This is a genomic window from Sphingopyxis sp. (genome assembly GCF_035998905.1).
Classification (GTDB): domain Bacteria; phylum Pseudomonadota; class Alphaproteobacteria; order Sphingomonadales; family Sphingomonadaceae; genus Sphingopyxis.
Genome location: NZ_DASYHG010000026.1, coordinates 15,006 through 39,271 on the forward strand (window position 1 = coordinate 15,006; position 24,266 = coordinate 39,271).

At 65.5% G+C, this 24,266-nt stretch carries 27 protein-coding genes; 7 read left to right on the forward strand and 20 right to left on the reverse strand.

Annotated elements, in window-relative coordinates:
- Positions 1 to 81: 81 nt before the first annotated feature.
- The 8 genes from pnp to VGN62_RS15980 all read right to left on the reverse strand — a co-directional run bounded on the left by pnp (position 82) and on the right by VGN62_RS15980 (position 6,403).
- A complete protein-coding gene (gene pnp, locus VGN62_RS15945; RefSeq protein WP_327455652.1) occupies positions 82 to 2,376 on the reverse strand; it encodes a polyribonucleotide nucleotidyltransferase in 2,295 nt (764 codons plus the stop codon).
- Between the two features lie 192 nt (positions 2,377 to 2,568).
- Positions 2,569 to 2,838, reverse strand: a complete 270-nt coding sequence (gene rpsO, locus VGN62_RS15950) for a 30S ribosomal protein S15 (RefSeq protein ID WP_327455654.1) — start codon at positions 2,836 to 2,838, stop codon at positions 2,569 to 2,571.
- 25 nt (positions 2,839 to 2,863) lie between these two features.
- Positions 2,864 to 3,820: a tRNA pseudouridine(55) synthase TruB gene (gene truB, locus VGN62_RS15955; protein ID WP_327455656.1), complete on the reverse strand. Its 957-nt coding sequence runs from the start codon at positions 3,818 to 3,820 to the stop codon at positions 2,864 to 2,866.
- An 85-nt stretch (positions 3,821 to 3,905) separates the two neighbouring features.
- Positions 3,906 to 4,313: a DUF6491 family protein gene (locus VGN62_RS15960; RefSeq protein ID WP_327455658.1), complete on the reverse strand. Its 408-nt coding sequence runs from the start codon at positions 4,311 to 4,313 to the stop codon at positions 3,906 to 3,908.
- Between the two features lie 143 nt (positions 4,314 to 4,456).
- Entirely contained in the window at positions 4,457 to 4,792 is a 336-nt protein-coding gene (locus VGN62_RS15965) for a hypothetical protein (protein ID WP_327455660.1), read from the reverse strand.
- A 2-nt stretch (positions 4,793 to 4,794) separates the two neighbouring features.
- Positions 4,795 to 5,334 carry a GNAT family protein gene (locus VGN62_RS15970; protein WP_327455662.1) on the reverse strand — a complete coding sequence of 180 codons (540 nt, stop codon included), beginning with the start codon at positions 5,332 to 5,334 and terminating at the stop codon, positions 4,795 to 4,797.
- Positions 5,327 to 5,929 (reverse strand): thymidine kinase, encoded by a 603-nt coding sequence (locus VGN62_RS15975; RefSeq protein WP_327455663.1) that lies wholly within the window; start codon positions 5,927 to 5,929, stop codon positions 5,327 to 5,329. Before VGN62_RS15975 ends, VGN62_RS15970 begins: the two co-directional genes overlap by 8 nt.
- 42 nt (positions 5,930 to 5,971) lie before the next feature.
- Positions 5,972 to 6,403, reverse strand: a complete 432-nt coding sequence (locus VGN62_RS15980; RefSeq protein ID WP_327455665.1) for an Rrf2 family transcriptional regulator — start codon at positions 6,401 to 6,403, stop codon at positions 5,972 to 5,974.
- A 79-nt stretch (positions 6,404 to 6,482) separates the two neighbouring features.
- On the opposite strand from VGN62_RS15980, the gene VGN62_RS15985 reads away from it, so the two are divergent.
- The 3 genes from VGN62_RS15985 (at position 6,483) to VGN62_RS15995 (ending at position 8,818) form a co-directional block, all read left to right on the forward strand.
- Positions 6,483 to 6,974, forward strand: coding sequence for a group III truncated hemoglobin (locus VGN62_RS15985; protein ID WP_327455667.1), 492 nt, complete (start codon positions 6,483 to 6,485; stop codon positions 6,972 to 6,974).
- A complete protein-coding gene (locus VGN62_RS15990; protein ID WP_327455669.1) occupies positions 6,955 to 7,326 on the forward strand; it encodes a DUF1971 domain-containing protein in 372 nt (123 codons plus the stop codon). The genes VGN62_RS15985 and VGN62_RS15990 overlap by 20 nt, the downstream gene beginning before the upstream one ends.
- A gap of 64 nt (positions 7,327 to 7,390) precedes the next feature.
- On the forward strand, positions 7,391 to 8,818 hold the full coding sequence (locus VGN62_RS15995; RefSeq protein ID WP_327455671.1) for a wax ester/triacylglycerol synthase family O-acyltransferase: 1,428 nt from the start codon (positions 7,391 to 7,393) through the stop codon (positions 8,816 to 8,818).
- On the opposite strand, the gene VGN62_RS16000 is transcribed toward VGN62_RS15995, so the two are convergent.
- From VGN62_RS16000 to chrA, 8 genes are all read right to left on the reverse strand, one after another.
- Positions 8,796 to 9,206 (reverse strand): hypothetical protein, encoded by a 411-nt coding sequence (locus tag VGN62_RS16000; RefSeq protein WP_327455673.1) that lies wholly within the window; start codon positions 9,204 to 9,206, stop codon positions 8,796 to 8,798. The genes VGN62_RS15995 and VGN62_RS16000 overlap by 23 nt on opposite strands.
- Positions 9,203 to 9,613, reverse strand: coding sequence for a 30S ribosome-binding factor RbfA (gene rbfA / locus VGN62_RS16005; protein WP_327455675.1), 411 nt, complete (start codon positions 9,611 to 9,613; stop codon positions 9,203 to 9,205). The genes VGN62_RS16000 and rbfA overlap by 4 nt, the downstream gene beginning before the upstream one ends.
- Before the next feature lie 3 nt (positions 9,614 to 9,616).
- Complete coding sequence (locus VGN62_RS16010) at positions 9,617 to 10,168, reverse strand: DUF1697 domain-containing protein (RefSeq protein ID WP_327455677.1); 552 nt, start codon at positions 10,166 to 10,168, stop codon at positions 9,617 to 9,619.
- A gap of 36 nt (positions 10,169 to 10,204) precedes the next feature.
- Positions 10,205 to 12,766, reverse strand: a complete 2,562-nt coding sequence (gene infB / locus VGN62_RS16015) for a translation initiation factor IF-2 (RefSeq protein WP_327455679.1) — start codon at positions 12,764 to 12,766, stop codon at positions 10,205 to 10,207.
- Between the two features lie 17 nt (positions 12,767 to 12,783).
- On the reverse strand, positions 12,784 to 13,554 hold the full coding sequence (locus tag VGN62_RS16020; RefSeq protein ID WP_327455681.1) for a DUF448 domain-containing protein: 771 nt from the start codon (positions 13,552 to 13,554) through the stop codon (positions 12,784 to 12,786).
- Positions 13,535 to 15,160: a transcription termination factor NusA gene (gene nusA / locus VGN62_RS16025; protein WP_327455683.1), complete on the reverse strand. Its 1,626-nt coding sequence runs from the start codon at positions 15,158 to 15,160 to the stop codon at positions 13,535 to 13,537. Before nusA ends, VGN62_RS16020 begins: the two co-directional genes overlap by 20 nt.
- The gene (gene rimP / locus VGN62_RS16030) at positions 15,160 to 15,705 is read right to left on the reverse strand and encodes a ribosome maturation protein RimP (RefSeq protein WP_327455685.1); all 546 of its coding nucleotides are present in this window, start codon (positions 15,703 to 15,705) and stop codon (positions 15,160 to 15,162) included. The genes nusA and rimP overlap by 1 nt, the downstream gene beginning before the upstream one ends.
- A gap of 144 nt (positions 15,706 to 15,849) precedes the next feature.
- Positions 15,850 to 17,031 carry a chromate efflux transporter gene (gene chrA / locus VGN62_RS16035; protein ID WP_327455687.1) on the reverse strand — a complete coding sequence of 394 codons (1,182 nt, stop codon included), beginning with the start codon at positions 17,029 to 17,031 and terminating at the stop codon, positions 15,850 to 15,852.
- 180 nt (positions 17,032 to 17,211) lie between these two features.
- On the opposite strand from chrA, the gene VGN62_RS16040 reads away from it, so the two are divergent.
- Together VGN62_RS16040 and dmeF are read left to right on the forward strand one after the other, a co-directional pair.
- Positions 17,212 to 17,487: a metal/formaldehyde-sensitive transcriptional repressor gene (locus tag VGN62_RS16040; RefSeq protein WP_327455689.1), complete on the forward strand. Its 276-nt coding sequence runs from the start codon at positions 17,212 to 17,214 to the stop codon at positions 17,485 to 17,487.
- A 10-nt stretch (positions 17,488 to 17,497) separates the two neighbouring features.
- Positions 17,498 to 18,418: a CDF family Co(II)/Ni(II) efflux transporter DmeF gene (dmeF, locus tag VGN62_RS16045; protein WP_327455691.1), complete on the forward strand. Its 921-nt coding sequence runs from the start codon at positions 17,498 to 17,500 to the stop codon at positions 18,416 to 18,418.
- A gap of 32 nt (positions 18,419 to 18,450) precedes the next feature.
- Here the strand turns inward: dmeF and VGN62_RS16050 are convergent, their stop codons facing one another.
- Positions 18,451 to 18,963, reverse strand: a complete 513-nt coding sequence (locus VGN62_RS16050) for a hypothetical protein (RefSeq protein WP_327455693.1) — start codon at positions 18,961 to 18,963, stop codon at positions 18,451 to 18,453.
- A 163-nt stretch (positions 18,964 to 19,126) separates the two neighbouring features.
- Between VGN62_RS16050 and VGN62_RS16055 the strand changes: the two genes are divergently transcribed.
- Together VGN62_RS16055 and VGN62_RS16060 are read left to right on the forward strand one after the other, a co-directional pair.
- On the forward strand, positions 19,127 to 20,266 hold the full coding sequence (locus tag VGN62_RS16055; RefSeq protein ID WP_327455695.1) for a cell wall hydrolase: 1,140 nt from the start codon (positions 19,127 to 19,129) through the stop codon (positions 20,264 to 20,266).
- A 42-nt stretch (positions 20,267 to 20,308) separates the two neighbouring features.
- Positions 20,309 to 20,695 carry a VOC family protein gene (locus tag VGN62_RS16060; protein ID WP_327455697.1) on the forward strand — a complete coding sequence of 129 codons (387 nt, stop codon included), beginning with the start codon at positions 20,309 to 20,311 and terminating at the stop codon, positions 20,693 to 20,695.
- A 59-nt stretch (positions 20,696 to 20,754) separates the two neighbouring features.
- On the opposite strand, the gene VGN62_RS16065 is transcribed toward VGN62_RS16060, so the two are convergent.
- The 3 genes from VGN62_RS16065 to VGN62_RS16075 all read right to left on the reverse strand — a co-directional run bounded on the left by VGN62_RS16065 (position 20,755) and on the right by VGN62_RS16075 (position 24,229).
- Entirely contained in the window at positions 20,755 to 22,464 is a 1,710-nt protein-coding gene (locus VGN62_RS16065; protein ID WP_414713291.1) for an ATP-binding protein, read from the reverse strand.
- Positions 22,465 to 22,553: 89 nt separating this feature from the next.
- The gene (locus VGN62_RS16070; RefSeq protein ID WP_327455699.1) at positions 22,554 to 23,324 is read right to left on the reverse strand and encodes a TIGR02186 family protein; all 771 of its coding nucleotides are present in this window, start codon (positions 23,322 to 23,324) and stop codon (positions 22,554 to 22,556) included.
- Positions 23,321 to 24,229: a sulfite exporter TauE/SafE family protein gene (locus VGN62_RS16075; protein WP_327455701.1), complete on the reverse strand. Its 909-nt coding sequence runs from the start codon at positions 24,227 to 24,229 to the stop codon at positions 23,321 to 23,323. The genes VGN62_RS16070 and VGN62_RS16075 overlap by 4 nt, the downstream gene beginning before the upstream one ends.
- Between the last annotated feature and the right edge of the window lie 37 nt (positions 24,230 to 24,266).

Sequence of the window (24,266 nt, forward strand, 5' to 3'; positions counted from 1 at the left end):
TGTCGGCCACTCCCCACCCCAATGGGGACAAAAAAGGGGCCGCTTTCGCGGCCCCTTCTCATTTTCCGATAGCCGAAGGGCTTAGTCCTTCAGGAAGTCGGGCACATGGCCCTGGTCTTCCGGGCCTTCGCTGCGCTCGCGGCGCGGACCGCGGTCGCCGCCGTCGCGGCGCGGACCGCGGTCGCGGTCGCGGCCGCCACGCGGGCCACGATCGCCGCCATCACGGCGCGGACCGCGGTCGCCGCGCGGTTCGCGCGGCGGGCGGGTGTCTTCGAGTTCTTCGCCGGTTTCCTGGTTCACGACGCGCATCGACAGGCGAACCTTGCCGCGCGGATCGATCTCGAGGACCTTGACCTTGACTTCCTGGCCTTCGGACAAGACGTCGGCGACCTTCTCGACGCGCTCGTTGGCGATTTCGCTGACGTGGACGAGACCGTCCTTGCCGCCCATGAAATTCACGAACGCGCCGAAATCGACGAGGTTGACGACCTTGCCGTCATAGATCTTGCCGACTTCGGCTTCTTCGACGATGCCCGAAATCCACTTACGCGCGGCTTCGATCTGGTCGAGGTCGCTCGACGAGATCTTGATCAGGCCTTCGTCGTCGATGTCGACCTTGGCGCCGGTGGTCGCGACGATCTCGCGGATCACCTTGCCGCCGGTGCCGATGACGTCGCGGATCTTCGACTTGTCGATCTGCATCGTCTCGATGCGCGGCGCGTGCGCCGACAGCTCGCTGCGGGTTTCGCCCAGCGCCTTCGCCATTTCGCCGAGGATGTGCGCGCGGCCGTCCTTCGCCTGGTTCAGAGCGGCTTCGAAGATCTCGCGCGTGATGCCCGCGATCTTGATGTCCATCTGCATCGTGGTGATGCCGTCGGCAGTACCCGCAACCTTGAAGTCCATGTCGCCAAGGTGATCTTCGTCACCGAGGATGTCCGACAGGATCGCATAATCCTTGCCTTCGAGGATCAGGCCCATCGCGATGCCCGAAACGGGACGCTTGATCGGCACGCCGGCGTCCATCATCGCGAGGCTGCCGCCGCAAACCGACGCCATCGACGACGAGCCGTTCGACTCGGTGATGTCGCTGGTGAGGCGGATCGTGTAGGGGAACTCGTCCTTCGTCGGCAGCACGGGGTGCAGCGCACGCCATGCCAGCTTGCCATGACCGACTTCGCGGCGGCCCGGGGCGCCGAAGCGGCCGACTTCACCGACCGAATAGGGCGGGAAGTTATAGTGCAGCATGAAGTTCTGGTACGACAGGCCGTTCAGGCCGTCGATCATCTGCTCCGCATCCTTGGTGCCAAGGGTACAGGTCGCGATCGTCTGCGTTTCGCCGCGGGTGAACAGCGCCGAGCCGTGCGCGCGCGGCAGGAAGTGCGTTTCGGCGACGATCGGACGGATCTGCGTCGTCGTGCGGCCGTCGATGCGCTTGCCGTCCTTGAGGATGGCACCGCGGACGATTTCGGCTTCGAGCTTCTTGACGAGCTTGATGCCGGCCATGACTTCCTGCGGGCTGAGGCCGTCTGCAGCGAAGCTTTCCTTCGCCTTCGCGCGCGCTTCGTTGAGCGCGTTCGAGCGGGCCGACTTGTCGGTCAGCTTGTAGGCGGCGGCGATGTCCTTGCCGACGAGCTTCTTGAGCTTGTCCTTGATCGCGGCATTGTCGTCGCCCGAGGCGACTTCCCACGGATCCTTGGCGGCCTGTTCGGCGAGCTTGACGATCGCCTTGACGACTTCCTTGCACGCGTCGTGCGCGAACAGGACGGCGCCGAGCATGACCTCTTCCGACAGCTCGTTGGCTTCGGATTCGACCATCATCACGGCGTCGTAGGTCGCGGCGACGACGAGGTCGAGGTCGCCTTCGGCAACCTGCGCATCGGTCGGGTTCAGGATATATTCGCCGTCGATATAGCCGACGCGCGCGGCGCCGATCGGGCCCATGAAGGGCACGCCCGAAATGGTGAGCGCAGCCGAGGCCGCGACCATCGCGAGGATGTCGGGCTCATTGTGGCCGTCATAGCTCAGAACCTGGGCAATGGCGTTGATTTCGTTGTAGAAACCTTCGGGGAACAGCGGGCGGATCGGACGGTCGATCAGGCGGCTGACGAGCGTTTCCTTTTCGGTCGCGCCGCGTTCGCGCTTGAAGAAGCCGCCCGGGATGCGCCCAGCGGCCGAATATTTTTCCTGATAGTGGACGGTGAGCGGGAAGAAGTCCTGCCCGTCCTTCACCGACTTCGCGGCGGTCACGGCGCACAGGACGACCGTTTCGCCCAGCGTCGCCATCACGGCGCCGTCGGCCTGGCGGGCAACCTTGCCCGTTTCGAGCGTCAGCGTTTCACCGCCCCACTCGATCGATACTTTTTTCACGTCAAACATGTGGTTTCCTTCGCCCGCCAGGCCCTATGCCGGGCGGGGCCTCTGATTCCGGGCAATCCGGCCCGGGGCGGTGTAGGGCGTCTGTCTGCCCCTATGGCGGTCCCGCCGGATGCGGGAGCAGCCCTGTGGCCCGGCACTTTGCGCGGGACCAATATGACAGCGGCCCCGGAAATCCGGGGCCGCCAGAAATTCTTACTTGCGAAGACCCAGCTTCGCGATCAGCGCCTGATAGCGGGCCTCGTCCTTCTTCTTCAGATAGTCGAGGAGGCTGCGGCGCTTGTTGACCATCATCAGAAGGCCGCGGCGGCTGTGGTTGTCCTTGTGGTGCGCCTTGAAGTGATCGGTCAGCGTGTTGATGCGGTCGGTCAGGATCGCGACCTGGACTTCCGGCGAACCGGTATCGCCCTTTGCACGGGCGTTGTCGTTGATCACTTCGGTTTTGCGCTCTGCGGTAATCGACATATTTTCTTTTCCTCGAACATCCTGCTTACAGATTGAAGCCCCGGACAACTTTCAGCGTTCCCGCCAAAACCTCGACCAGGGCAACGGGACGCATTTCGCTGTCCCTTCCCCAATAGAGCCCGTCATCCGCGCTTACCCCGGTCCAGACACGACCCTGACGGATCGCCCCTGCCGCTTCCGGGGAAAGGTTCAGAGCCGGGATGTCGACCAGCCCTGCCTCGAGCGGCAGAAATACTTCTGATTGGGCGGCCCCTTGGCCGAATGCATTCAATTTGTCCAGCGAAATCGCCTGTTCGAGCGCAAAGGGCCCCGCTTTCGTGCGTCGCAGCATCGTGACATGACCGACGCTGCCAACCGCATATGCAATGTCGCGCGCAAGGCTGCGAATATAGGTGCCCTTCGAGACATGCGCGGTGAGGGTGATCGATTCAAGCCGCCCTGCCCCACCCTCGTCACCCCGGACTTGATCCGGGGTCCATCCGACGGCCGCGGGCACGGATGCCGGATCAAGTCCGGCATGACGAAGGGAATGGATCGTCACGCTGCGCGCCTTCATCTCGACCGCTTCGCCCTTGCGCGCGAGGTCATAGGCGCGCTGCCCGTCGATCTTGATGGCGGAATAGGCGGGGGGCACCTGCTCGATCGGGCCGGTGAAGCGCGGCAGCACTGCCTCGATTTCGGCGAGGGTGGGCCGGACATCGCTCGTCGCGACCACCTCGCCCTCGGCATCGAGTCCCGCGGTCTCGGTCCCGAACGCGATGGTGAAATCATAGACCTTGCTCGCGTCGAGCATCCGGCCGCAAAGCTTCGTCGCCTCACCGAGCGCGATCGGCAGCACACCCGACGCGAGCGGGTCGAGCGTGCCGCCATGGCCGACCTTGACCTTGCCCAGCCCCGCCTCGCGGCACACGCGCTTCACTGCGCCCACCGCTTGCGTCGAGCCGAGCCCCACAGGTTTGTCGAGGATGATCCAGCCGTTCATCCCGCGCCGCTAGAGCATTTTCAGGTCGGGTAAAACCTGATGCTTCGTAAAATGCGGCAGACGAGACGTCGCGGGTCGGCGGCTGTCAATTTTGCGCCGCCTTTTCGGCTTCGCGCGCCGCCTTGCGCTCCGCCTTCGTCGGCGGCGGTGCCGACGTCACGAAGGACGACAGCAGGCAGCGCTCGCCGCGCACGACGATCGAGGCGAATTTGTCGAGCCGCCCGGCGCCGCGCGTTTCGACGCCGATCGCTTGCGCGAAATCGATGTCGCGGCAGATGCCGGCGAAGGTTCCATAATACCATTCGCCGCGGCGCCCTTCGATCCAGATGCCGCGGTCGCGGTCGGCCTGCCAGTTGCGGATGGTGCTGTCGCTCGGGAACACGATGCTCGACTCGACGCCGAGTTCGCGCGGTTCCTTTGCGGGCTCGGTGGCCGCCGCCGCAGAAAGGGGAAGCAGCATGGCGGCCAAGGAGAGTGCGAGTTTCTGTTTCATGTCGAGTCTTTCTATCGTCCCACCCGGCATATGGCGCGCGCCCTAGCAGACCGATCCTGAACCGGTGCTGACCCAGGGGTCAGTCGGGGTTCATCGACGAACGCCCGCTGGTCAGATCTGGGACGGCAGACCCGTCCGGCTTTTCAGGAAAAGGTATCGCGCAGCGCGTCGGTCCGGCGATGGGCCGGTCGCGACCTCCGCCGGCGATACAGGATGATCGCACCCAGCATGGCAATCGCGCCGCCAGTGCCGCCCATCAGCGCGGTCCCGAACAGATTGATTCCGTCGCCAAAAAAGAGGAGCCCCAGAAACCACAGGCCCGTTGCGGAAATCGACGCGACAATTGTCGCCCGGATAATGCCATCGCTCGATTCCCAGAACGCACTGTGCCTGCGGTCGATGAACCACCCGATCGCAAGAATGACCAGGCCATTTGCAACGATCACCGCAATGTTCAGCAGGATCTGGACGGCGTCCATATCTATGCTGACGCCCATTCATCGGCGAGCAGCGACCAGAGGCCGGTATCGCGGACATAGCCGGTCCAGGTGATGCGTTCGGAGCGCAGCACGCCTTCCTTCGTACCGCCGAGCTTGGCGACGGCGGCTTGGCTCCGCTTGTTGCGTTCGTCGATGCGAAATTCGATGCGCCGGATCCCGGCCGCAAAGGCATGGTCGAGCATCAGGCGCTTGACGCGGCCGTTGAACCCCGTCCCGCGCGCATCGGGGTGGATGAAGCTGTTGCCGATCTCGACCGTCTGCGCCGACCAGTCGGGGCGCAGCCAGGCGGTCATGCCGACGAGCCTGTCGCCGTCGAGGATCGCGTATGGCATCCGGCCCGCGCCGCCGATCAGCGTGTCGAAGCTCTTGTCGAAATGACCGGGGCCGAAGCTCGACGAATAGATCGTCCAGACATCGGCGTCGGCGGCGCAGGCGACGCGCAGCGCCTCGCGGTGCGCTTCGGTCAGCTTGACGAGCTTGAGGTCGCCGTCGGTAAGGTCGACATAGAGACGATCAAGCATTGGCGAGAGCTTCCGCGGCTTCGCGCCGTTTCGCCATGAAGTGGCGGCGGCACATCGCGACATAGCGGTCGTTGCCGCCGATTTCGGTCTGCGCGCCCTCGACCACCGCGCGTCCCTGTTCGTCGACGCGCAGGTTCATCGTCGCCTTGCGCCCGCATTCGCACACCGCCTTCAGTTCGACGAGCGCGTCGGCGATGCCGAGCAGCGCCGCCGACCCGGGAAACAGCTCGGCCGAAAAATCCGTGCGCAGGCCATAGCAGAGCACCGGGATGCCGACCTCGTCGGCGAGCCGCGCGAGGCCCAGCACCTGCGCGCGCGTCAGGAACTGTGCTTCGTCGACGAGCACGCATGCGAGCGGGCGCTCCCGGTGCTCGGCGGTCACCGCGGCGAACATGTCGCTGTCGGGATCGAACTTATGCGCTTCGGCCATCAGCCCGATGCGGCTCGTGACCTGACCGACGCCGTAACGGTCGTCGAGCGCGGCGGTCCACAGCATCGTTTCCATGCCGCGCTCGCGATAGTTGAAGTCCGCCTGCAGCAGCGTCGTCGATTTGCCGGCGTTCATGCTGGCATAGTAGAAATAGAGCTTGGCCATGATGCTGCTGTTACCGCCTTCGCGGCGCCATGCAACGGGCGATTAGGCCGCGCCCAGCAGCACGCGAAACCGGGCGGGCTGCGGCAGCAGGTCGGCAAGCGTATAGTCGTCGAGGTGGCGGAGGAAGGCGGCCAACGCGCCGCCGAGCACCCCCTGCAACCCGCACCCCCCGCGCACGGGGCAGGTCGAGGTCGCGGGGTCCATGCATTCGACCAGCGTGTCGAGATTTTCGAACTGGCGCACCACCGTTCCGACGTTGATCGCGGCCGGGTCGTGCGCCAGCCGCATCCCGCCGCCACGCCCGCGCTGGGTCGCGACATAATCGAGCGCCTGCAACCGCTGCGCGACCTTCGCCAGATGGTTGCGCGACACGCCATAATGCCCGGCGATCTGGTCGACCGACATCAGTTCGCCGGTGGCGCCGAGGGCCATCAGGATGCGCAGGGCGTAATCGCTGTGAAGGCTGAGCCGCATAAAATAGGTATATTGAATATTGATTTTTTATCAACCGCGAATAAATGGTATTTCAGATACCACTTATCGAGTCCTTGCCATGGCCAGCCCCCCTTCCCGCGCCCATCCCCACAGCCTTGCCGCGCGCGAGCGCCGCCGCGACGACGCGCGCGCCATGGGGATCGACGAGGCGTTCATCGCCGCGATGGTCGATCATTTCTACGCGGCGGTTCGCGCCGACGCGGTGCTTGGCCCGATCTTCGAGCCGCGGATCGATGATTGGCCCCGCCACCTCGGCCAGATGAACCGCTTCTGGCAGTCGATCCTGCTTAGCGCCGCCAACTTCTCGGGCAATCCGATGGTCAAACATCTCGCCATCCCGGGGCTCGATCAAGCCGATTTCCAACACTGGCTCGCGCTGTTCTACGCCACCTTGAACGACATCGCGCCGTCGCCCGAAGCTGCGCGCCACATCGGCGCCAAGGCGCGGATGATCGCCGAAAGCCTGCTCACGGGCATCTGGGTCCATCGCGACCGTGATCAGGCCTTGTCGAGGAAAGTCGAGCTGCCGCATGTCCCGGCCCCCGATTGATCCGCTGCCTGGACGGATCGTCCGGGCCGACCGCGGCCCGCCCCTTCCAAGCGATGCCCATCCCTATCGAACGATCGGCCCCTTCGACGCCGGGCACATCCCCGCCGGCCTGCTGAAAACGCACAATCTGAAAGCCGGCGCGTGGGGGCTTCTGACCGTCGAAGCGGGGGCGATCGGTTTCTGCTGGGACGATGAAGCGGGCGGCGGATGCGAACTGCAGGTGGGAGAGGTCATTCTCGTCCCGCCGCTCGTCCCGCACCACGTCGAACGCCGGGGTCCCGTTACGATCACGATTGCCTTTTGGAGGCAGCCGGCGTGTCCGGGACCGAAAGCCGCCGCCCCGCCCGCTTGACTCGCCCGTGTCCGCTGTCATGCTGCGCGCAAAAGATGCAGCATAAACAGTGGGGAGAGCTGCCATGCGGTTGATGCCGGTGACCGACGCGATGTTCCTGTGGGGGGAAAGCCGCGAGATGCCGATGCACATCGGGGGCATCAACCTCTATACCTTGCCCGACGGGGTCGACGAGACCGACTGGCTGAACGACCAGCTCGCGCTGCTTCGCCAGTCCGAGGGCCTTCGGCGGCCGTTCAGCGAAGTGCTGAAGCTAACGCCCCTCGGCCAATATGGCCCGATCCGGCTCGAACCCGACCGCGACATGGACATGCACTATCACGTCCGCGCCGCCGCGCTGCCGAAACCGGGACGCTATCGCGAAATGTTCGAACTCGCGTCGCGGCTTCATTCGGGGCTGCTCGACCGGACGCGGCCCTTGTGGGAAATCACGCTGATATCGGGCCTGCCGAACCGCCAGATCGCGACCTTCAAAAAGGTGCATCACGCGCTGATGGACGGGGCGGCGAGCATCCATTTCTACAATTCGATGCTGTCGGCGGACCCGAAGGAACGCCGCACCGCATCGCCGCTCTCGGTCGAAGCCTATGAAGCCTACAAGCGCCTCTTTCCGCAGCCAAAGAAACCGACGCGCCCCAGCCTGACCGACATCAAGGCGATCGGCGACTTCCTGAAGGAGCAATGGGGCAACAGCGTCGGCGTGACCAAGGCGATGAACCAGTATCTCGCGGCGATGTTCGGCATCGGCGGCGACGGGCTCGTCACTCCTTTCTCCGGCGTGCCGCGGACCAGCTTCAATCGCAATATCACCGGCGCGCGCCGCTTCGTCGCGCAAAGCTGGTCGCTGGAGCGCGTCCGCGCGATGGGTAAGGCCTATGACGGGACGATCAACGACGCGGTGCTCGGGATGTGCGCGGGGGCGATGCGCAAATATCTGCAATCGCTCAACGAGCTGCCCGACAAGCCATTGAAAGCCATGGCGCCGGTGTCGATCCGGCCGAAGGACGATATCGATTCGGGCAATTCGGTCGCGTCGGTCACCGCGAATCTCGCGACGCATATCGACGATCCCGCGACGCGCATGGCGATGATCCAGGAATCGATGAATTCGGCGAAGGCGCAGCTCCGCGCGATGACCGCGGCGCAGATCCAGCTCTATACCGCGATCACCAGCCTCCCGATGATGCTCACCGCGCTGACGCGCACGGCCGACAAATTCCCCGCTTATTCGGTGACGATTTCGAACGTCCCCGGCCCGCGCGAACAGATGTACTGGAACGGCGCGCGCCTCGACGGAATGTATCCCGCGAGCATCCCGGTCGACGGCATGGCGATGAACATCACGCAGGTGTCGAATTTCAAGAATATCGACTTCGGCATCACCGCGTGCCGGCGAAGCGTGCCGCACGCGCAAAGGATGATCGACTATCTGGAGGAAGCACTGGTCGAGCTGGAGCAGGCCGCAGGGATCAAGGCGCCGAAGGGGAAATAGCTCTTAGTCGCGTCGATCGCTCCGCGTCGGCTATCAGCGTTCCGCCACAATGATCGTGGAAAAAACGAGCGACGATCGCGGTCAGTTCGGAGCTGGTGGAATTTATCGAAAAGATCAGCGGCGCCTCGCCAATCGCCTCGACAATGAAGCGCTGGTCAGGCTCGGGGCGTGTGGCTTGATACCAGTATCGCCACGCGGAAGCCGGCTCGACTTCATCCCAATCGCCGTCGGAATCCGTACCCTGCGAACGCGCCCATAGACCCCGATCGAGAATCTCGCTCAGCTTACCGGTCTCTCGCGTTGGACGAGGCCCCGGTCCGACCAACAGCAATTCCCACAAAATCTCGCCGCCAATTTCGATAGATTGCGGCGCAGGGATTGCGGTCATTCGGCGTCCCTGTCCTCCAAATCGCGCGCCACCTTCGGGTCGCGCAGCAGTTTTTCGATATGGCTCGCCTCGTCGAAGCTTTCGTCCGACAGGAATTTGAGCTTCGCGGCATATTTCATCCGCACCTTCGACGCGACAGTCTTTTGCAGATAGGCGGTGTTGGTGCGCAGCGCCTTGAGCACCGCTTCCTCGTCCTTGCCGAGCAAGGATTTCACGAACACCGTCGCATGGCGCAGGTCGGGCGACATGCGCACTTCGGTGATGCTCACGGGATGCGTCGCGAGCACGTCGTCATGAACGTCGCCGCGCGCGAGGATTTCGGAGAGGAGGTGGCGCACCTGTTCGCCGACGCGAAGCACGCGGACCGACGGGCCGCCATCCTTTTTCCGGTCCTTTTCGGTCTTCATCGCCTAACCCTTTGCCTCTTCGTCCAGTTTCGCGATGATCCGCGCGATCGAGCGCATGTTGCGCGCAGTGCCCTTGTGCCCCAGCCGCCGTTCGATCAACCGCGCGTGCAGCTTACTGTCGGCCGCGCCGTCGCCGAAATCGATATAGAGCGCCCGGTCGCCGAGCGCGAGCCGCTCGTTCGGCCGCACCCGGTGGTCGGTCGCCAGCGCGTCGAACTGTTCGGCGGTCGGTTGCCCGTCGAGGAACATCGTATGGACGATCCTGTCCTCGTTCGTACCCGCGAACGGATTGTCGGCGATCGCCGCGGCGAGTTCGTCGCGGCTGCGCACCAGCGCCGCGCTCGTCATGTCGAAGCGGTCCTCGACCATCATCGACAATTTCTCTTCGAGCCCGCGCGTCGGCCGCGCGTCATGGTCGAACAGCACATTGCCGCTCGCCACGACGGTTTCGACACGGCTGAACCCCTCGGCCTCGAACGCCGCGCGCAGATCGGCCATCGTCAGCCGGTTGCCGCCGACGTTGATGCTGCCGAATAGCGCCACATAGCGAGCCATGCCGGTGCCTCCACCGCTCTGCGGAGCGGACGCTGGTTACAGCGTCCGTTCGCGCAGTTCGACTTCGAAGACTTCGAGGTGGTCGCCCGCCTTGATGTCGTTCGTATCCGCCAGCACGACACCGCATTCGAGGCCCGCGCGCACTTCGGCGACGTCGTCCTTGAAACGGCGGAGCGACGAGATGGTCGTGGCCGAGATGATGACGTCGTCGCGGGTGAGACGCGCGTGGAGCCCCTTGCGGATGACACCTTCGAGCACGAGCAGGCCCGCAGCCTTGTCGCGCTTGCCGGCGGGGAAGACATCCTTGACCTCGGCGCGGCCGACGACATTTTCGATGCGCTCCGGACCCAGTTCGCCCGCCATCTCCTTCGCCACGTCGGCGGTGAGGTGATAGATGACGTCATAATACATGAAGCGCACTTTTTCGCGCGCTGCGATCTCGCGTGCCTTCGCGTTCGGACGGACGTTGAAGCCGATGATCGGCGCGCCGGTCGAGGCCGCGCGCGTCACGTCGCTTTCGGTGATCGCACCGGCGCCCGAGAGCAGCACGCGGACGCGGATCTCGTCGGTCGACAGCTTGTTCAGCGCATTGACGATCGCCTCGACGCTGCCCTGCACATCGCCTTTGACGATGACCGGATATTCGATGACATTCGCCTTGTCGGCGAGCGCCGAGAACATGCCTTCGAGGCTGACCGGCGCCTGTTCGGTACGCTTGCGCGTCGCCTGTTCCTGGCGATAGGCCGCCACTTCGCGGGCACGCGCCTCATTCTCGACGACGGTCAGCGTGTCGCCCGCCATCGGCACCCCGCCGAGGCCGAGGACTTCGACCGGCATCGACGGCGTCGCCTGCTTGATCTGCTTGCCATGGTCGTCGACGAGCGCGCGGACGCGGCCGCTTTCGGCACCGCAGACGAAGATGTCGCCGACCTTCAGCGTCCCGCGGCGGACGAGGATCGTCGCGACGGGCCCGCGGCCCTTGTCGAGCTTCGCCTCGATCACCGTGCCTTCGGCAGCGCGATCGGGGTTCGCCTTCAATTCCATGATCTCGGCCTGGAGCGCGATCGCGTCGAGCAATTTGTCGAGACCGGTCTTCTTGAGCGCCGACACTTCGACATTCTGGACGTCGCCGCCCATTTCCTCGACCACCAGCTCATGTTCGAGCAAGCGTTCGCGGACGCGCTGCGGATTGGCGCCTTCCTTGTCGACCTTGTTGATCGCGACGATGATCGGCACGCCGGCCGCCTTCGCATGGTTGATCGCCTCGATCGACTGCGGCTTCAGCCCGTCGTCGGCCGCGACCACGAGGATCACGATGTCGGTGACGTTCGCACCGCGCTGGCGCATCTCGGTAAAGGCTTCGTGGCCCGGCGTATCGAGGAAGGTGACGAGCGAGCCATCGGGCGTCTTGATCTGATAGGCGCCGATATGCTGCGTGATGCCGCCGGCCTCGCCCGCCTGCACATTCGCGCCGCGGAGCGCGTCGAGCAGGCTGGTCTTGCCATGGTCGACGTGACCCATGATCGTAACGACCGGTGCGCGCGGCTTGAGCTGCGCGGCATCGTCGACATCCTCGTCATGACGGATATCGATATCGCCTTCGCTGACGCGCTTGATCTCGTGTCCGAACTCGGTGACGAGCAGTTCGGCCGTATCCTGGTCGATCGCCTGGTTGATCGTGACGGGCATGCCCATCTTGAACAGCGCCTTCACGAGGTCGCTGCCCTTTTCGGCCATGCGGTTCGCGAGTTCCTGCACCGTGATGCTTTCGGGCACGACGACTTCGCGGACCTGCTTCTCGCGCGGACCCGACGACGTCATGTGCGAGCGCTTTTCCTTTTCGCGGGCGCGCTTCAGCGCCGCGAGGCTGCGCGCGCGCGCGCCTTCATCGTCGTTCAGCGCGCGCGTGACGGTCAGCTTGCCCGACTGGCGGCGGCTGTCGCCGCCACGGGTCGCCTTCGGCTCGGGCCGCTTGGGTTCGGGGCGCTTCGGCGCCTCGACGGGCGTGAAGCGGCGCGGCGCGGGGGCAGCGCTGGTGGTCGCGGGTCGCGCCGCGGGCGCAGCAGCGGCCTCGCCCTGCGGCTCGGCAGCCGCAGCGGGGGCTTCGGCGGCGGGTTCGGCAGCAACGGGCGCAGCGGGCGCCGGAGCGGCGGCCTTGGCGGCAGCCTGCTCGACGCGCGCTTCGGCACGCGCCTTTTCTTCCTCGGCGGCGCGCGCGCGCGCGGCTTCGTCGCGGCGGCGATTTTCCTCGAGCGCGTTCATGCGCGCTTCCTCGGCCTCGCGCAGCAGCTGCGCCTGGCGTTCCTGACGCGTCATCAGGCTGTCGTTCTCGCTTGCACGCGGCGCTGCCGGCTTCGGAGCGGGCGCGGGTGCCGGAGCGGGAGCCGGTGCGGGCGCCGGAGCGGCCTCGACCTCTTCGACCTCGGGTGCCGGGGCGGCTTCGCCCGGACGGCCCAGCACGCGGCGGCGCTTCACCTCGACCACCACCGTATTACGGCGCCCGTGGCTGAATTGCTGCTGCACCTGCCCGGCCTCGACCGTCCGCTTCAGCCCGAGGGGCTTGCGGCTAAGGGTCGGTTTGTCCTGTTCGTCACTCATCGAAAACCATCATTCCTTCAAAACGCGTCCGAAGCGGCGTCGCTGGTCGGCAACGCCCCAATTTTTTCCTCGCCAGAGACTGACGCGGCATGCGGGTCGGAATCGCGGTTGGCCGCGTCCCTACTCCATCCTGTGAAAAACTGCCAGCGGCTCAAATGTGCCAGCACCCGGTCCGCGGCGCGGGCGTCGGTCAACGCCAGATGCACAGCATTCTCGCGCCCCAATGCCATAGATAGGGTGCCGCGGTCCACCGGCAAGACCAGGCCCTCGCGGCCCGACCCCTCGTCGTCTTCGCCAACGCGCCACGCCTGCGCCAGTTTCTTGCGCCCGTCCTCGCCCGCGTCACTGGCATGGAGGAGCAGGCGAACCTGCCCCTTTCGTGCCGCGGTTTCGATCTTTTCATTGCCGCTGAGCAGGGTGCCCGACCGCGATTCCAGCCCGAGCCGGTCGAGCGTCGCGCGCTGGAGCTGTGCCTCGATGCGCGCGCCGAGGTCGTCGGGGATGGTGAAATTGCCGTCCTGAAGCGCGCGCGCCAGGCCGCCTTTCAGCTTGCCCTTCGCCTGTGCGGCTTCGAGCGTCGCGCGATCGACGCCGATCCACGCGCCGCGCCCCGGCGCCTTGCCATGGACGTCGGGCGCAATCGTGCCGTCGGGGCCGAGCGCGAGGCGCACGAGCTGCTCCGCCGGCGAAACTTCGCCGGTGATAACGCAGCGCCGCTCGGGCACATGCTGGCCGCGCCCCTTTGCGCGGTCGGTTTCGGTCAGCTGATCATTGCGCGGGGTCCGCATCGGCGGCCTCCCCGGCTTGCGGTGCGTCGGCTTCCGGTTCGTCGTCGAACCAGTGCGCGCGCGCCGCCATGATGATCTCGTTGCCCTGTTCTTCGCTCAGGCCATATTCGCCAAGCACGCCGCCCTTGTCCTCGGCGCGCTCGCTGCGCGGCGGGCCGCGGCGATTGTCGGTGCGCTTCTTCGCGATCAGTTCGTCGGTGGCGAGATCGGCGAGGTCGTCGAGCGTCTTGATCCCGGCCTTGCCAAGCACGACGAGCATTGCTTCGGTCAGGTGCGGGATGTCGGCCAGCGCGTCTTCGACGCCGAGCGCGCGGCGTTCCTGACGCGACGCTTCTTCGCGGCGTTCGAGGCCTTCGGCAGCGCGGCTCTGCAGTTCCTGCGCGAGTTCCTCGTCGAAGCCTTCGATGCTCGCGAGTTCGTCGATGCCGACATAGGCGACTTCTTCGAGTTCGCCAAAGCCTTCGGCGACGAGCAGCTGTGCGAGCGTTTCGTCGACGTCGAGCTCTTCCTGGAACATCGTCGAGCGTTCGACGAATTCGCGCTGGCGCTTCTCGCTCGCGTCGGCCTCGGTCATGATGTCGATCTGGCTGCCGGTGAGCTGGCTGGCGAGACGGACATTCTGGCCGCGGCGGCCGATAGCGAGCGACAGCTGGTCGTCGGGAACGACGACTTCGATGCGGCTGTCATCCTCGTCGATGACGACGCGCTGCACCGTCGCGGGCTGGAGCGCGTTGACGACGAAGGTCGCGGTGTCTTCGGACCAGGGGATGATGTCGATCTTTTCGCCCTGCATTTCCTGGACGACCGCCTGCACGCGGCTGCCCTTCATGCCGACGCAAGCGCCGACGGGGTCGATCGAGCCATCATAGCTGATCACGCCGATCTTCGCGCGCGAACCCGGATCGCGGGCGGCGGCCTTGATCTCGATGATGCCGTCGTAGATTTCGGGCACTTCCTGCGCGAACAGCTTCTTCATGAAGTCGGGGTGCGCGCGGCTCAGGAAAATCTGCGGCCCGCGCGTTTCGCTGCGCACCGACAGAATCAGCGCGCGGACGCGGTCGCCGACGCGCATCAGTTCGCGCGGGATCTGCTGGTCGCGGCGGATGACGCCTTCGGCGCGGCCGAGGTTGACGACGATGTGGCCGAATTCGACCGACTTGACGACGCCGGTGATGATCTCGCCCGCACGGTCCTTGAATTCATGATACTGGCGCTCGCGATCGGCTTCGCGGACCTTCTGGAAAATGACCTGCTTCGCCGACTGGGCGTCGATGCGGCCAAGGTCGACCGCGGGCAGCGGATCGACGATGAAGTCGCCGATCTTGGCGTCCTTCTGCAGCTTCTGGCCGGCGGCAAGGTCGACCTGCTTGAAATAATCCTCGACCGCCTCGACGACCTCGACGACGCGCCACAGGCGAAGGTCGCCGGTCTGCGGATCGAGCTTCGCACGAATGTCGTTTTCGGCGCCGTAACGCGCGCGCGCGGCGCGCTGGATCGCTTCCTCGATGGCCTCGATGACGATGCCCTTGTCGATCATCTTCTCGCTGGCGACGCTGTTGGCAATCGCGAGCAGCTCGGCCTTGTTGGCGGAAATGGCAGTGGCCATCAGTCCTGTCCTTCTTCTTCCATTTCGTCGGCGCCCTCGATCGAGAGCGGGACGGTTGCGGCAATCAATTTGTCGGTGAGAACGAGCTTCGCCGTGTCGATCGCGTCGAACGGCAGCTTGTGTTCCACCCCTTCCTTATCCGAAATCGTGACGGTATCGCCGTCGATGCCGATCAGCTCGCCGTTGAAGCGCTGGCGCCCGTCGCGCTTTTCCTTGAGCGCGATCTTCGCCTCGTGTCCCGCCCAGTCGGCGAAGTCGGCGCGGCGCGTCAGCGGCCGGTCGATGCCCGGCGACGACACTTCAAGCCGGTAGGCGATGTCGATCGGGTCCTTGCCCGCTTCCTCGAGCGCGTCCAGACGCTCCGAGATGCGGCGCGACAGGTCGGCGCAATCGTCGATCGTCAGCTGGCGCGTGTCGGGGCGCTCGGCCATCACCTGCAGCGTCGGGTCGCTCTCACCGCCAAAAAAGGCGACGCGCACGAGCGCAAGGCCCATCGCCTCGGCTTCGGGCGCGATGATCGCATTCAGGACGTCGAGATCGGCCAATGAAAATTCCCAATTCGGATGACCGGAAAGCATGTGGGTATAGCCGCCGCGGCCCGCGGCCCCGACGTCCCAACTGGCTAACCATGTCAAGAAGTAGGGCGCATATAGGCTTTGGCGCGTGAGTCGGCAAGGGGGAATGCGGGCTCAGGGATGCAAGAGCCATCCCGCGATGCCCGCGCCGATCACCAGCAGCAGCGCAGCCCATTTTCCCTTGATCAACATCACCGCCGCGATGGCCGCGACGAAGATGGCAACACCGCCGGCGACGTTCGACACGCGCAGTGTCGTCGCCCAGCCGAGCTGGAGCAAGGTCGCCGCGATCACCCCGACCACCGCCGCGGCGACGCCGCCGAGCAGGCGGTGCAGCGCCGGATTCTCGACCACCGCCTCGAGCCGCTCGAAAAAGATCATCGAAAAGGCAAAGGCGGGCAGGAACATGCCCGCAGTGATCGCGACCGCCCCCGGAAAGCCCCCCGCGACATAGCCGGCAAAGGTCGCGAAGATCACGAGCGGTGCGGGCAGCATCCCCGCGAGCGCGACCCCGTCGAGGAAGCTCGCATCGGACAGCCAGCCGCGCCCCACCGTATCGGTGCGCACATAAGGGATCGCCGTATAGGCACCGCCAAAGGTCAGCAGCCCGCCTTTCAATCCGGCGATGAACAGCGCGACGACACCCGCCTCGCTCGCGGAAACGGTAATCGCGAGCGCCGGAGCCGCGTCCGAAACGACAAACGCCAGCAGTGCCGCCGCGACGAACACCGCGGCCGCCACGACGGGCCGCGCGGCAAAGCTATAGATCAATCCCGCCGCAATCAGCGGAATCCAGAACGGCACCCCGGCCAGCGTCGCGCCGAGCGCCGCTGCGGCGAGCAGCCAGAGCAATTCGTCCTCGAGTATATGCGCCCCGATCCGCTGCGCCGCGCGCAGGATGATCGCAAGCACCGCGATCTGCACGCCGAGGAAGACAGGCGCCATCGCCGGATTGCCGACGATCCAGTCCTTGTAGAGCCGCGCCGCGCCGAGCATCAGCACAAAGCCCGGCAGCATGAACCCCAGCCCCGCGAACAGCCCGCCGATCCGCCCGCGCGCGACCATGCCGAGGTGGACGCACAGCTCGTGCGCCTCCGGCCCGGGCAATATCTGCATCACCGCGAGCAGCCGGTTGAAGCGCTCGGGACTGATCCAGCGCTCTTCCTCGACCAGCGCCTGCTTCACCATCGCGATCTGCGCGACCGGGCCGCCGAAAGCGAAGAAGCCGAAGCGGAGAAAGCGCAGAAAGAGCTGAAGGAGAGAAAGCGGCGGCGGGGAAGCTTCGATATTCGTCATGGCAAGCGCGCTCCTTGCCGCAAATGCGGCATATTGGAGCGGAACTTGGACAGCAAGCCGTCTGGACGGGCGTCCGCACGGCCCGTGCCGCGATACTTAGCATGGCCGCCGCGCGAGGGAAGAAACTTTGCCTTTCAGCACCGTTGCGCGACCTTGCAATATAGGATAGGGGGGTATCCTATGTCGCACACTCGCACCAACAAGGATCAATTGCTGGCCCGGACCCGCCGCATCGCGGGGCAAGTCGCCGCAATCGAGCGCGCCATCGCCGACGAGGCGGGTTGCGCGACGATATTGCATCAGGTCGCTGGCGTGCGCGGGGCGATCGCCGGACTGATGGACGAACTCGTCGCCGATCATCTCCAATCGCACCTCGTTGCACCCGGGCTGTCGGATGCCGACCGCGCGCAGGGCGGCGACGAGCTGCTCGCAGTCATCCGCCGCTATACGAAATAGGGGACCATCCATGTCGCTCGACAGCGAAATCGACGCGCTGACCCACGATCATGTCTTCCTCGGCAAGCGGCACGACGAGAATGCCCGTCGCACATTGTGGGTCGTCGCGCTGACCGCGGTGATGATGGTCGGCGAGATTGCAGCGGGGCTCGCGTTCAACTCGATGGCGCTGCTCGCCGACGGCTTTCATATGGCGACGCACGCCGGCGCGCTCGGCATTGCAGCGATCGCCTATGCCTATGCGAAACGCCACGCCTATGGCCGCCGCTACAGCTTCGGCACCGGCAAGGTCGGCGACCTCGCCGGCTTCGCCTCGGCACTGGTGCTCGGCATCGTCGCGCTGGGCATCGCATTCGAATCGGTAACGCGCCTGCTCGACCCGCGCCCCGTCGCCTTCACCGAAGCAACGATCATCGCGGTGATCGGGCTCGGCGTGAACATCGTCAGCGCGCTGCTGCTCGGGCATGGTCACGACCACGCGCATGATCATGGCCACGGCGAGACGCACGCGCATGACCATCACCATGAGCGCGATAACAATCTCCGCTCGGCCTATCTGCATGTCGTCGCCGACGCGCTGACCTCGGTGCTTGCAATCGCCGCTTTGCTCGGCGGACGCTACCTCGGCTGGGTGTGGCTCGACCCGCTGATGGGGATCGTCGGGTCGATCGTCATCGCGGTCTGGGCCGTTTCGCTGATGCGCGATACCGGCGCGGTGCTGCTCGATGCGACCGACGCCGCGATCGAGTCCGAGATCCGTGCGCTGGTCGAAGGACCGGGCGACGCCACGATCACCGACCTTCACGTCTGGCGCGTCGGTCCGGGGGCGCATTCGGCGATCATCAGCGTGGTCGGCACGACCCGCGAAACCATCTGCCAGCGCGTCGCGCCAGTGCACGAAATCGAGCATCTGACCGTCGAAATACGCTGAACATATGCTGCGGGTCAGCGCGCTTCGACAGACTACCCCTCGTCGATCCGTTCGATTTCGATGTGCGGCCAGTGCGCCGCCAGCCGTTCGGCCCAGCGATCATAGGGCCAGGGGATCACCTCTTCGCTGAACCAGAACAGCCGATTGCCCTCAAGGTCATAGAGATGCACCGCGTCGTCGCTTTCGTCCTGCCGGACGATGCGCAGCCTGCCGATGCGCGAGGGGTGGATGCGCCCCTCGTCGCCGCCCGCGTCCCCGATGCGCCCCTGCCACCAGACGAGATCGCCAGTCTCCGGGTCGAGCAGACTGCCGCGGTTCGGATTGGCAAGCATGTTGAGCCCGGCGCCGAGCGCGATGAGCGCACCGAATCCTCCCGCGAGCGGCACGAGCCATGGGGCGCATTCGCGGCCATCTTCGCTGCAATTTTCGGCGGGATCGATCGTCGATGCCGTCCCGAAAAAGATCAGGCCGACGGTGAGCAGCAACCACATTCGCCAGTCGCTCCGCGCGCTGCGCCGATAGGACGGGATAGCGGGACCAGTCATGGCGCCAGTCTGGCATGACCCCCTCAACAAACGGCTAACGCCGCCCGCCGCGGGCGATCGCATAGATGGTGAAACATTTTGTTGGCGTTTCAGCGTATAGGATGAGCCGCGATGCCCTCCGCGCGAATCGCGCGCGGCGGACGCGACGGAATTTGACATACGCATGAAGCCCGAACTGAACCTGAGCGCCCGCCCGAGCTGGCGCGACCCGGTGCCGGAAAAACCGGCTGGGCCGGGGCGCACCTTTTGGGCGGCGATCATTGCGGTCGTCGTGGTGGCTTGCTTCGCACTGCTCTTGTCGAGCGGGCAATTGCGGCCGCCCGCGGTGTTCGGCCCATACAGCGTCTCGGTGCCGCTCAATTTCAGGGCCTATGACCCCGCGCGCTGGGCGATCATGAATGCCGAGGATTATGAGGCGGCGCTGAAGATCGACCCGACATTGCCCAATCCCGACAGCGTCGGCTATGGCGATGCCGCCGCCTTGCCCCCCGCCGACCCAGCGCTGCTGCGCGAGGAAGCCTTTGTCGGGCCGCCCGCGAAACCCTATGTTTTCCGCGGTGTGACCGCGCTCGACCGCGAGCGTGCGCATTATTGCCTGACCGCCGCCATCTATTATGAGGCCGCATCCGAAACCGATGACGGGATGCGCGGCGTCGCGCAGACGGTGATTAACCGCGTCCGCCACCCGAGCTTTCCGAATACCGTGTGCGGCGTCGTCTTCCAGGGATCGCAGCGCGCGGGCGTGTGCCAGTTTACCTTCAGTTGCGACGGCGCGATGGCGCGGAGCCCAAGCAAGCCGAACTGGCTGCGCGCGAGCCGCATCGCATCGGCCGCGCTAGGCGGTTACGTCTTCCCGAAAGTGGGCCTCGCGACCCATTATCACACGCAGGCGATCTGGCCGCGCTGGGGCAAGAGCCTTGTGATGACCAACATCGTCGGCGCACATATCTTCCACCGTTGGCGCGGGCGCTGGGGAATGCCCGACGCATTCCGCGCGCCCTATCTCGGCCGCGAACCCGTTCCGGGTCCCTATCTGCCGCTCGCGCAGCAACTGGCGATCCTGAAGGGCCAGGGGCTCGCTCCCGGTGCCGGCCCCGCTCCGATGCTGACGGGTCCCGCCGCGCCCTTGCCCGATGTCGCCGCCGCGCCGCTGCCGGGCGCGATGGCGCCCGCGGCCCCCGTGGCCCCCGTGGCCCCGCCGCCCGTTACGGCCCCCGCCGCGCCGACCTATGCTGATCCGCGGCTCAACCAGTCGGGTCAGGTTCGCGAAGAGTTCCGCGGCAGCGGAGAGTGGAAACGCTGACGCTTTCGGCCTAGGCTGCCACCCTCACGACGGGAGCTCTCCATGGGACATGTCAAAGGCATCGGCGGACTGTTTTTCCGGGCGCGCGACCCCGACGCGCTCAACGCATGGTATCGCGAACGGCTGGGTATCGGCGCCGGCTGCAATGCCGACGATACCGGACCGGTCAACGAATGGGTGTGGAACGTCACCGCCGGTCCGGTGGTGTTCAGCGCATTCAAGGGCGACACCGATTATTTCGCCGCCGACAAACAGCATATGCTGAACCTGCGTGTCGACGATCTCGACGCGGTGCTCGCCCCGTTCCACGACGCGGGGGACGAGGTGATCACCAAGGATGAGTGGGACGATCCCGCGGTCGGCCGCTTTGCGCGGGTGCATGATCCCGAAGGCAATCCGATCGAATTGTGGGAACCGCCGAAAAGCTGATGTTCTGTCTGGCCAACGCCAGACGCGACACCGGCCCGCTCCCCGTCAGGCGGAGAAAATCAGCGCCCTTGGCTGCGCCAGCGCTTGACGACGCGCTCGAGGATTTCGGCCTCGCCGCCGGTTTCGCGCCACAGTTTGGAGAAGAGCGGGTCGCTGGACGCCGGCCGCTTTTCCTCTTCGAGCGTGTCGAGATAGACGCGGATCGGGATCGACACGCCTTCGCCGCAGACGATGCACTCGCGGTTGCGCAGCGCGGGGATCGAATCGATGAAACCGCGCGCGCCTTCCGGCATCGCCGCCTTCACGAAATGCTGGTCGCGCTCGTTGTTGAGGCGCATCGAAATGATCGTGCCGCACTGCGATAGCACGCCTTCGGCCAGATCCGACGGGCGCTGGGTGATCAAACCGAGCGAGACGCCATATTTACGGCCTTCCTTCGCGATCCGCTCCAGCACCTTGCGGACGGCCTGCCCCTGCCCGATGTCCTTGGCGGGGATGTAACGGTGCGCTTCCTCGCAGACGAGCAGGATCGGACGCTGCGGTTCGCCGCGCGACCAGATCGCATAGTCGAAGGTCAGGCGCGACAGCACCGCGACGACGACGCTGGTGATGTCCGAAGGGACACCCGACACGTCGATGATCGAGATCGGCCGTCCGTCAGATGGCAGGCGGAAAATCTTGCCGATGAAGTTCGCCATCGTGTCGGCGACGAGCATGCCCGAGAACATGAAATTATAACGCGGGTCGGCGCGCATTTCCTCGATCTTGCCCTTGATGCGCATGAACGGCGCGCTCGACGTCGCCTTGTCGAGCTTGCCCATCTCGTTGGTCAGGATGCTGAGCAGGTCCGACAGGAGATAGGGAATCGGCGAATCGACCGTGAGCTTGGTCATGCCTTCGGCAAGCCGGCTCTTCTGGCGTGCCTGGAGGAGGCATTTGGCGAGCACGTCGCAGTCGCTCTGCCGGTCGCGGCCTTCGCTCGTCACGAACACTTCGCAATGTTCTTCGAAATTCATCAGCCAATAGGGCATCGCGAGATTGTCGACGTCGAACAGCGCGCCAATCCCCTTGAACGCCGCCGAATATTCGCCGTGCGGGTCGATCATCAGGATGTGGCCCTGCGGTGCCATCTCGCAAATCTTGTGCAGGATCAGCGCGGCGCTCGTCGATTTGCCCGTACCGGTCGATCCGAGCAGCGCGAAATGCTTGCCCAGCATCGCATCGATGTAGAGCGATCCGCGAATATCCTTGGTCGGATAGACGGTGCCGACTTCGACATGCGCGCGTTCGTCGGCGGCATATATCTGTTTCAGGTCGGCGCTGGTCGCGGCGAAGACCTGGCTGCCCGGGATCGGGTAGCGGGTGACGCCGCGCCGGAAATTATGGATGCGGCCGGTGATCTTTTCCTCGTCGCCTTCGCCGAGGAAGTCGATCGTCGCGACGATCAACCCTTCGCCGCGTTCGTGCAATTGCTGGTCGCGGATGCTGCCGATCAGCCAGACATTGCCGACGCGAACCTTGACCTGCGCGCCGACCTGGCCGGCCATCGCCACCGCAGCGTCGGTGGACGTAGCCAGCTTTGCGATCGTCGCCGCGTCAAGCAGGATGCGCGACGCAGAACCCGAAATATCGATCACTTCGCCGATCATCAGGTCGTCGCGATGATGGTTGATCGCCGGCGCGACCGGTGCCGCGACGCCGCCGCCGGCAAGCCGGACATGTTGTGCCGCCGTCGAATCCCCGGCGCTGAATCCGCCCTGCATGTCCATTAATTCGTCCCCGCCTCTATCATGGTCCCGGACACCGGTATCGCAGACGAGGGTAAATAGGCTGTGAACTTAAGGCTGCCCGGCTCCTTTTAGCGGCGACGGAAGATCGCCGAAGCACCATATCCAAGCACGAGCGAAAGCAGCACTGCGGACAAGCCGTAAAGAAAGCCGTGGCGCTGCGCCGCGAGCGCAACGAAGCGTTCGAAGCCCGCCTTGCGGATCTGGACATCGCGCGAGGCGACCGCGAGGACGCGCCCGCGGCTGATCAGATAGGTTTCGGCGCGATAGGTGCCGACAGGAACGCGCGCCGGAACGGGAATGCGCGCGCGATAGAGCACGCCTTCGGTGATCTCGACGGCGGAGGGGTTTTCGACGAAGAGGCCGGAGCGGCGGTAGAGGTCGGTCAGGCCCGCCTCGAAACGTTCGAGCTTCTTCGCTTCCGAGAACCCGCTCGGCGACATCGACAGATTGGCCAGGCCCAGCTCGAAAATCGCCGCCGTCCGCTCATCGACCAGCTTGTCGATCGGCCGCGACGATCCGATCGCGTAGAAGCCGGGCGACGTGCGCAGGCGAATGCTGCTGGCATTGACCCAGATGCCCGCCACGCGCCGCTTTTCGCGCAGGATGATCGGCCGGACCGGCCCCTTCAGCACGACGACGATGTCGGCGCGGTCGTCGGGCAGGCGCTGCCCGGGATAGAGGATCGCGCCGAACAGCAGCAATTCCTCCCCGGTAAAGCTGTACTGGATGTCGATCGCGCGGCTCGACACGTCGGGCACCAGCCGCGGGTCGGCCGCATGCGCTGCCGCGGGCAGGAACAACGCCGCCGCCCAAAGGATCAAGGCGATGCCGCGCGTCATTGCACCGTGTAGATTTCTTCGGGGCGGATGAACAGGTCGACCCCCATGCGCAGCGCGACGAGCAGCACGATCGCGGCGAGCGCCATGCGCAGATATTCGGGCTTCACCTTTTGCGCGAAACGCGCGCCGACTTGTGCCCCGATCACGCTGCCGAGCAGCAGCAGCCCCGCGAGCACGATATCGACCGCGCCCGTGGTCAGCGCGTGAACCATCGTCGTCGCGATCGTCACGAACAGGATCTGGAACAGCGACGTGCCGACGACGACCTGCGTACCCATTCCGAGCAGGTAGAGCATCGCGGGCACCATGATGAAACCGCCGCCGACGCCGAGCAGCATCGTCAGCACACCCCCGACCAGGCCGAGCAGCAGCGGAGCGAGCGGCGAGATATAGAGGCCCGAACGATAGAAGCGCCAGCGCATCGGCAGGTTGGCGACCATCGGATGGTGGCGCCGCTTGCGCGCGGGTGCGGGCAATCCGGCCTTCACCGCGCGGTAGCTTCCCCACGCCTCGCGCCCCATGAACGTGCCGACGATGCCGAGCAGCGCGACGTAGAGGATGTTGATCACCGTATCGATCTGGCCCCATGCGGTGAGCAGTTCGAACAGCCCCGCGCCGATCAGCGAACCGAGCAAGCCGCCCGCGACGAGCACACCGCCCATACGCAGGTCGACACCGCCGCGCTCGAGATGCGCCATCACCCCCGACACGCTCGCGCCCGTCACCTGCGTCGCCGCCGATGCCGCAGCGACCGTCGGCGGGATGCCGTAGAAGATGAGCAAAGGCGTGGTCAGGAACCCGCCGCCGACGCCGAACATCCCCGACAGGAAACCGACCCCACCGCCAAGCAGGACGATGACCAGCGCGTTGACCGACAGATTGGCGACTGGGAGGTAAAGGTCCATGGGCTCCGACGAACGTCCGCGGCGCCGGATGCGCGCC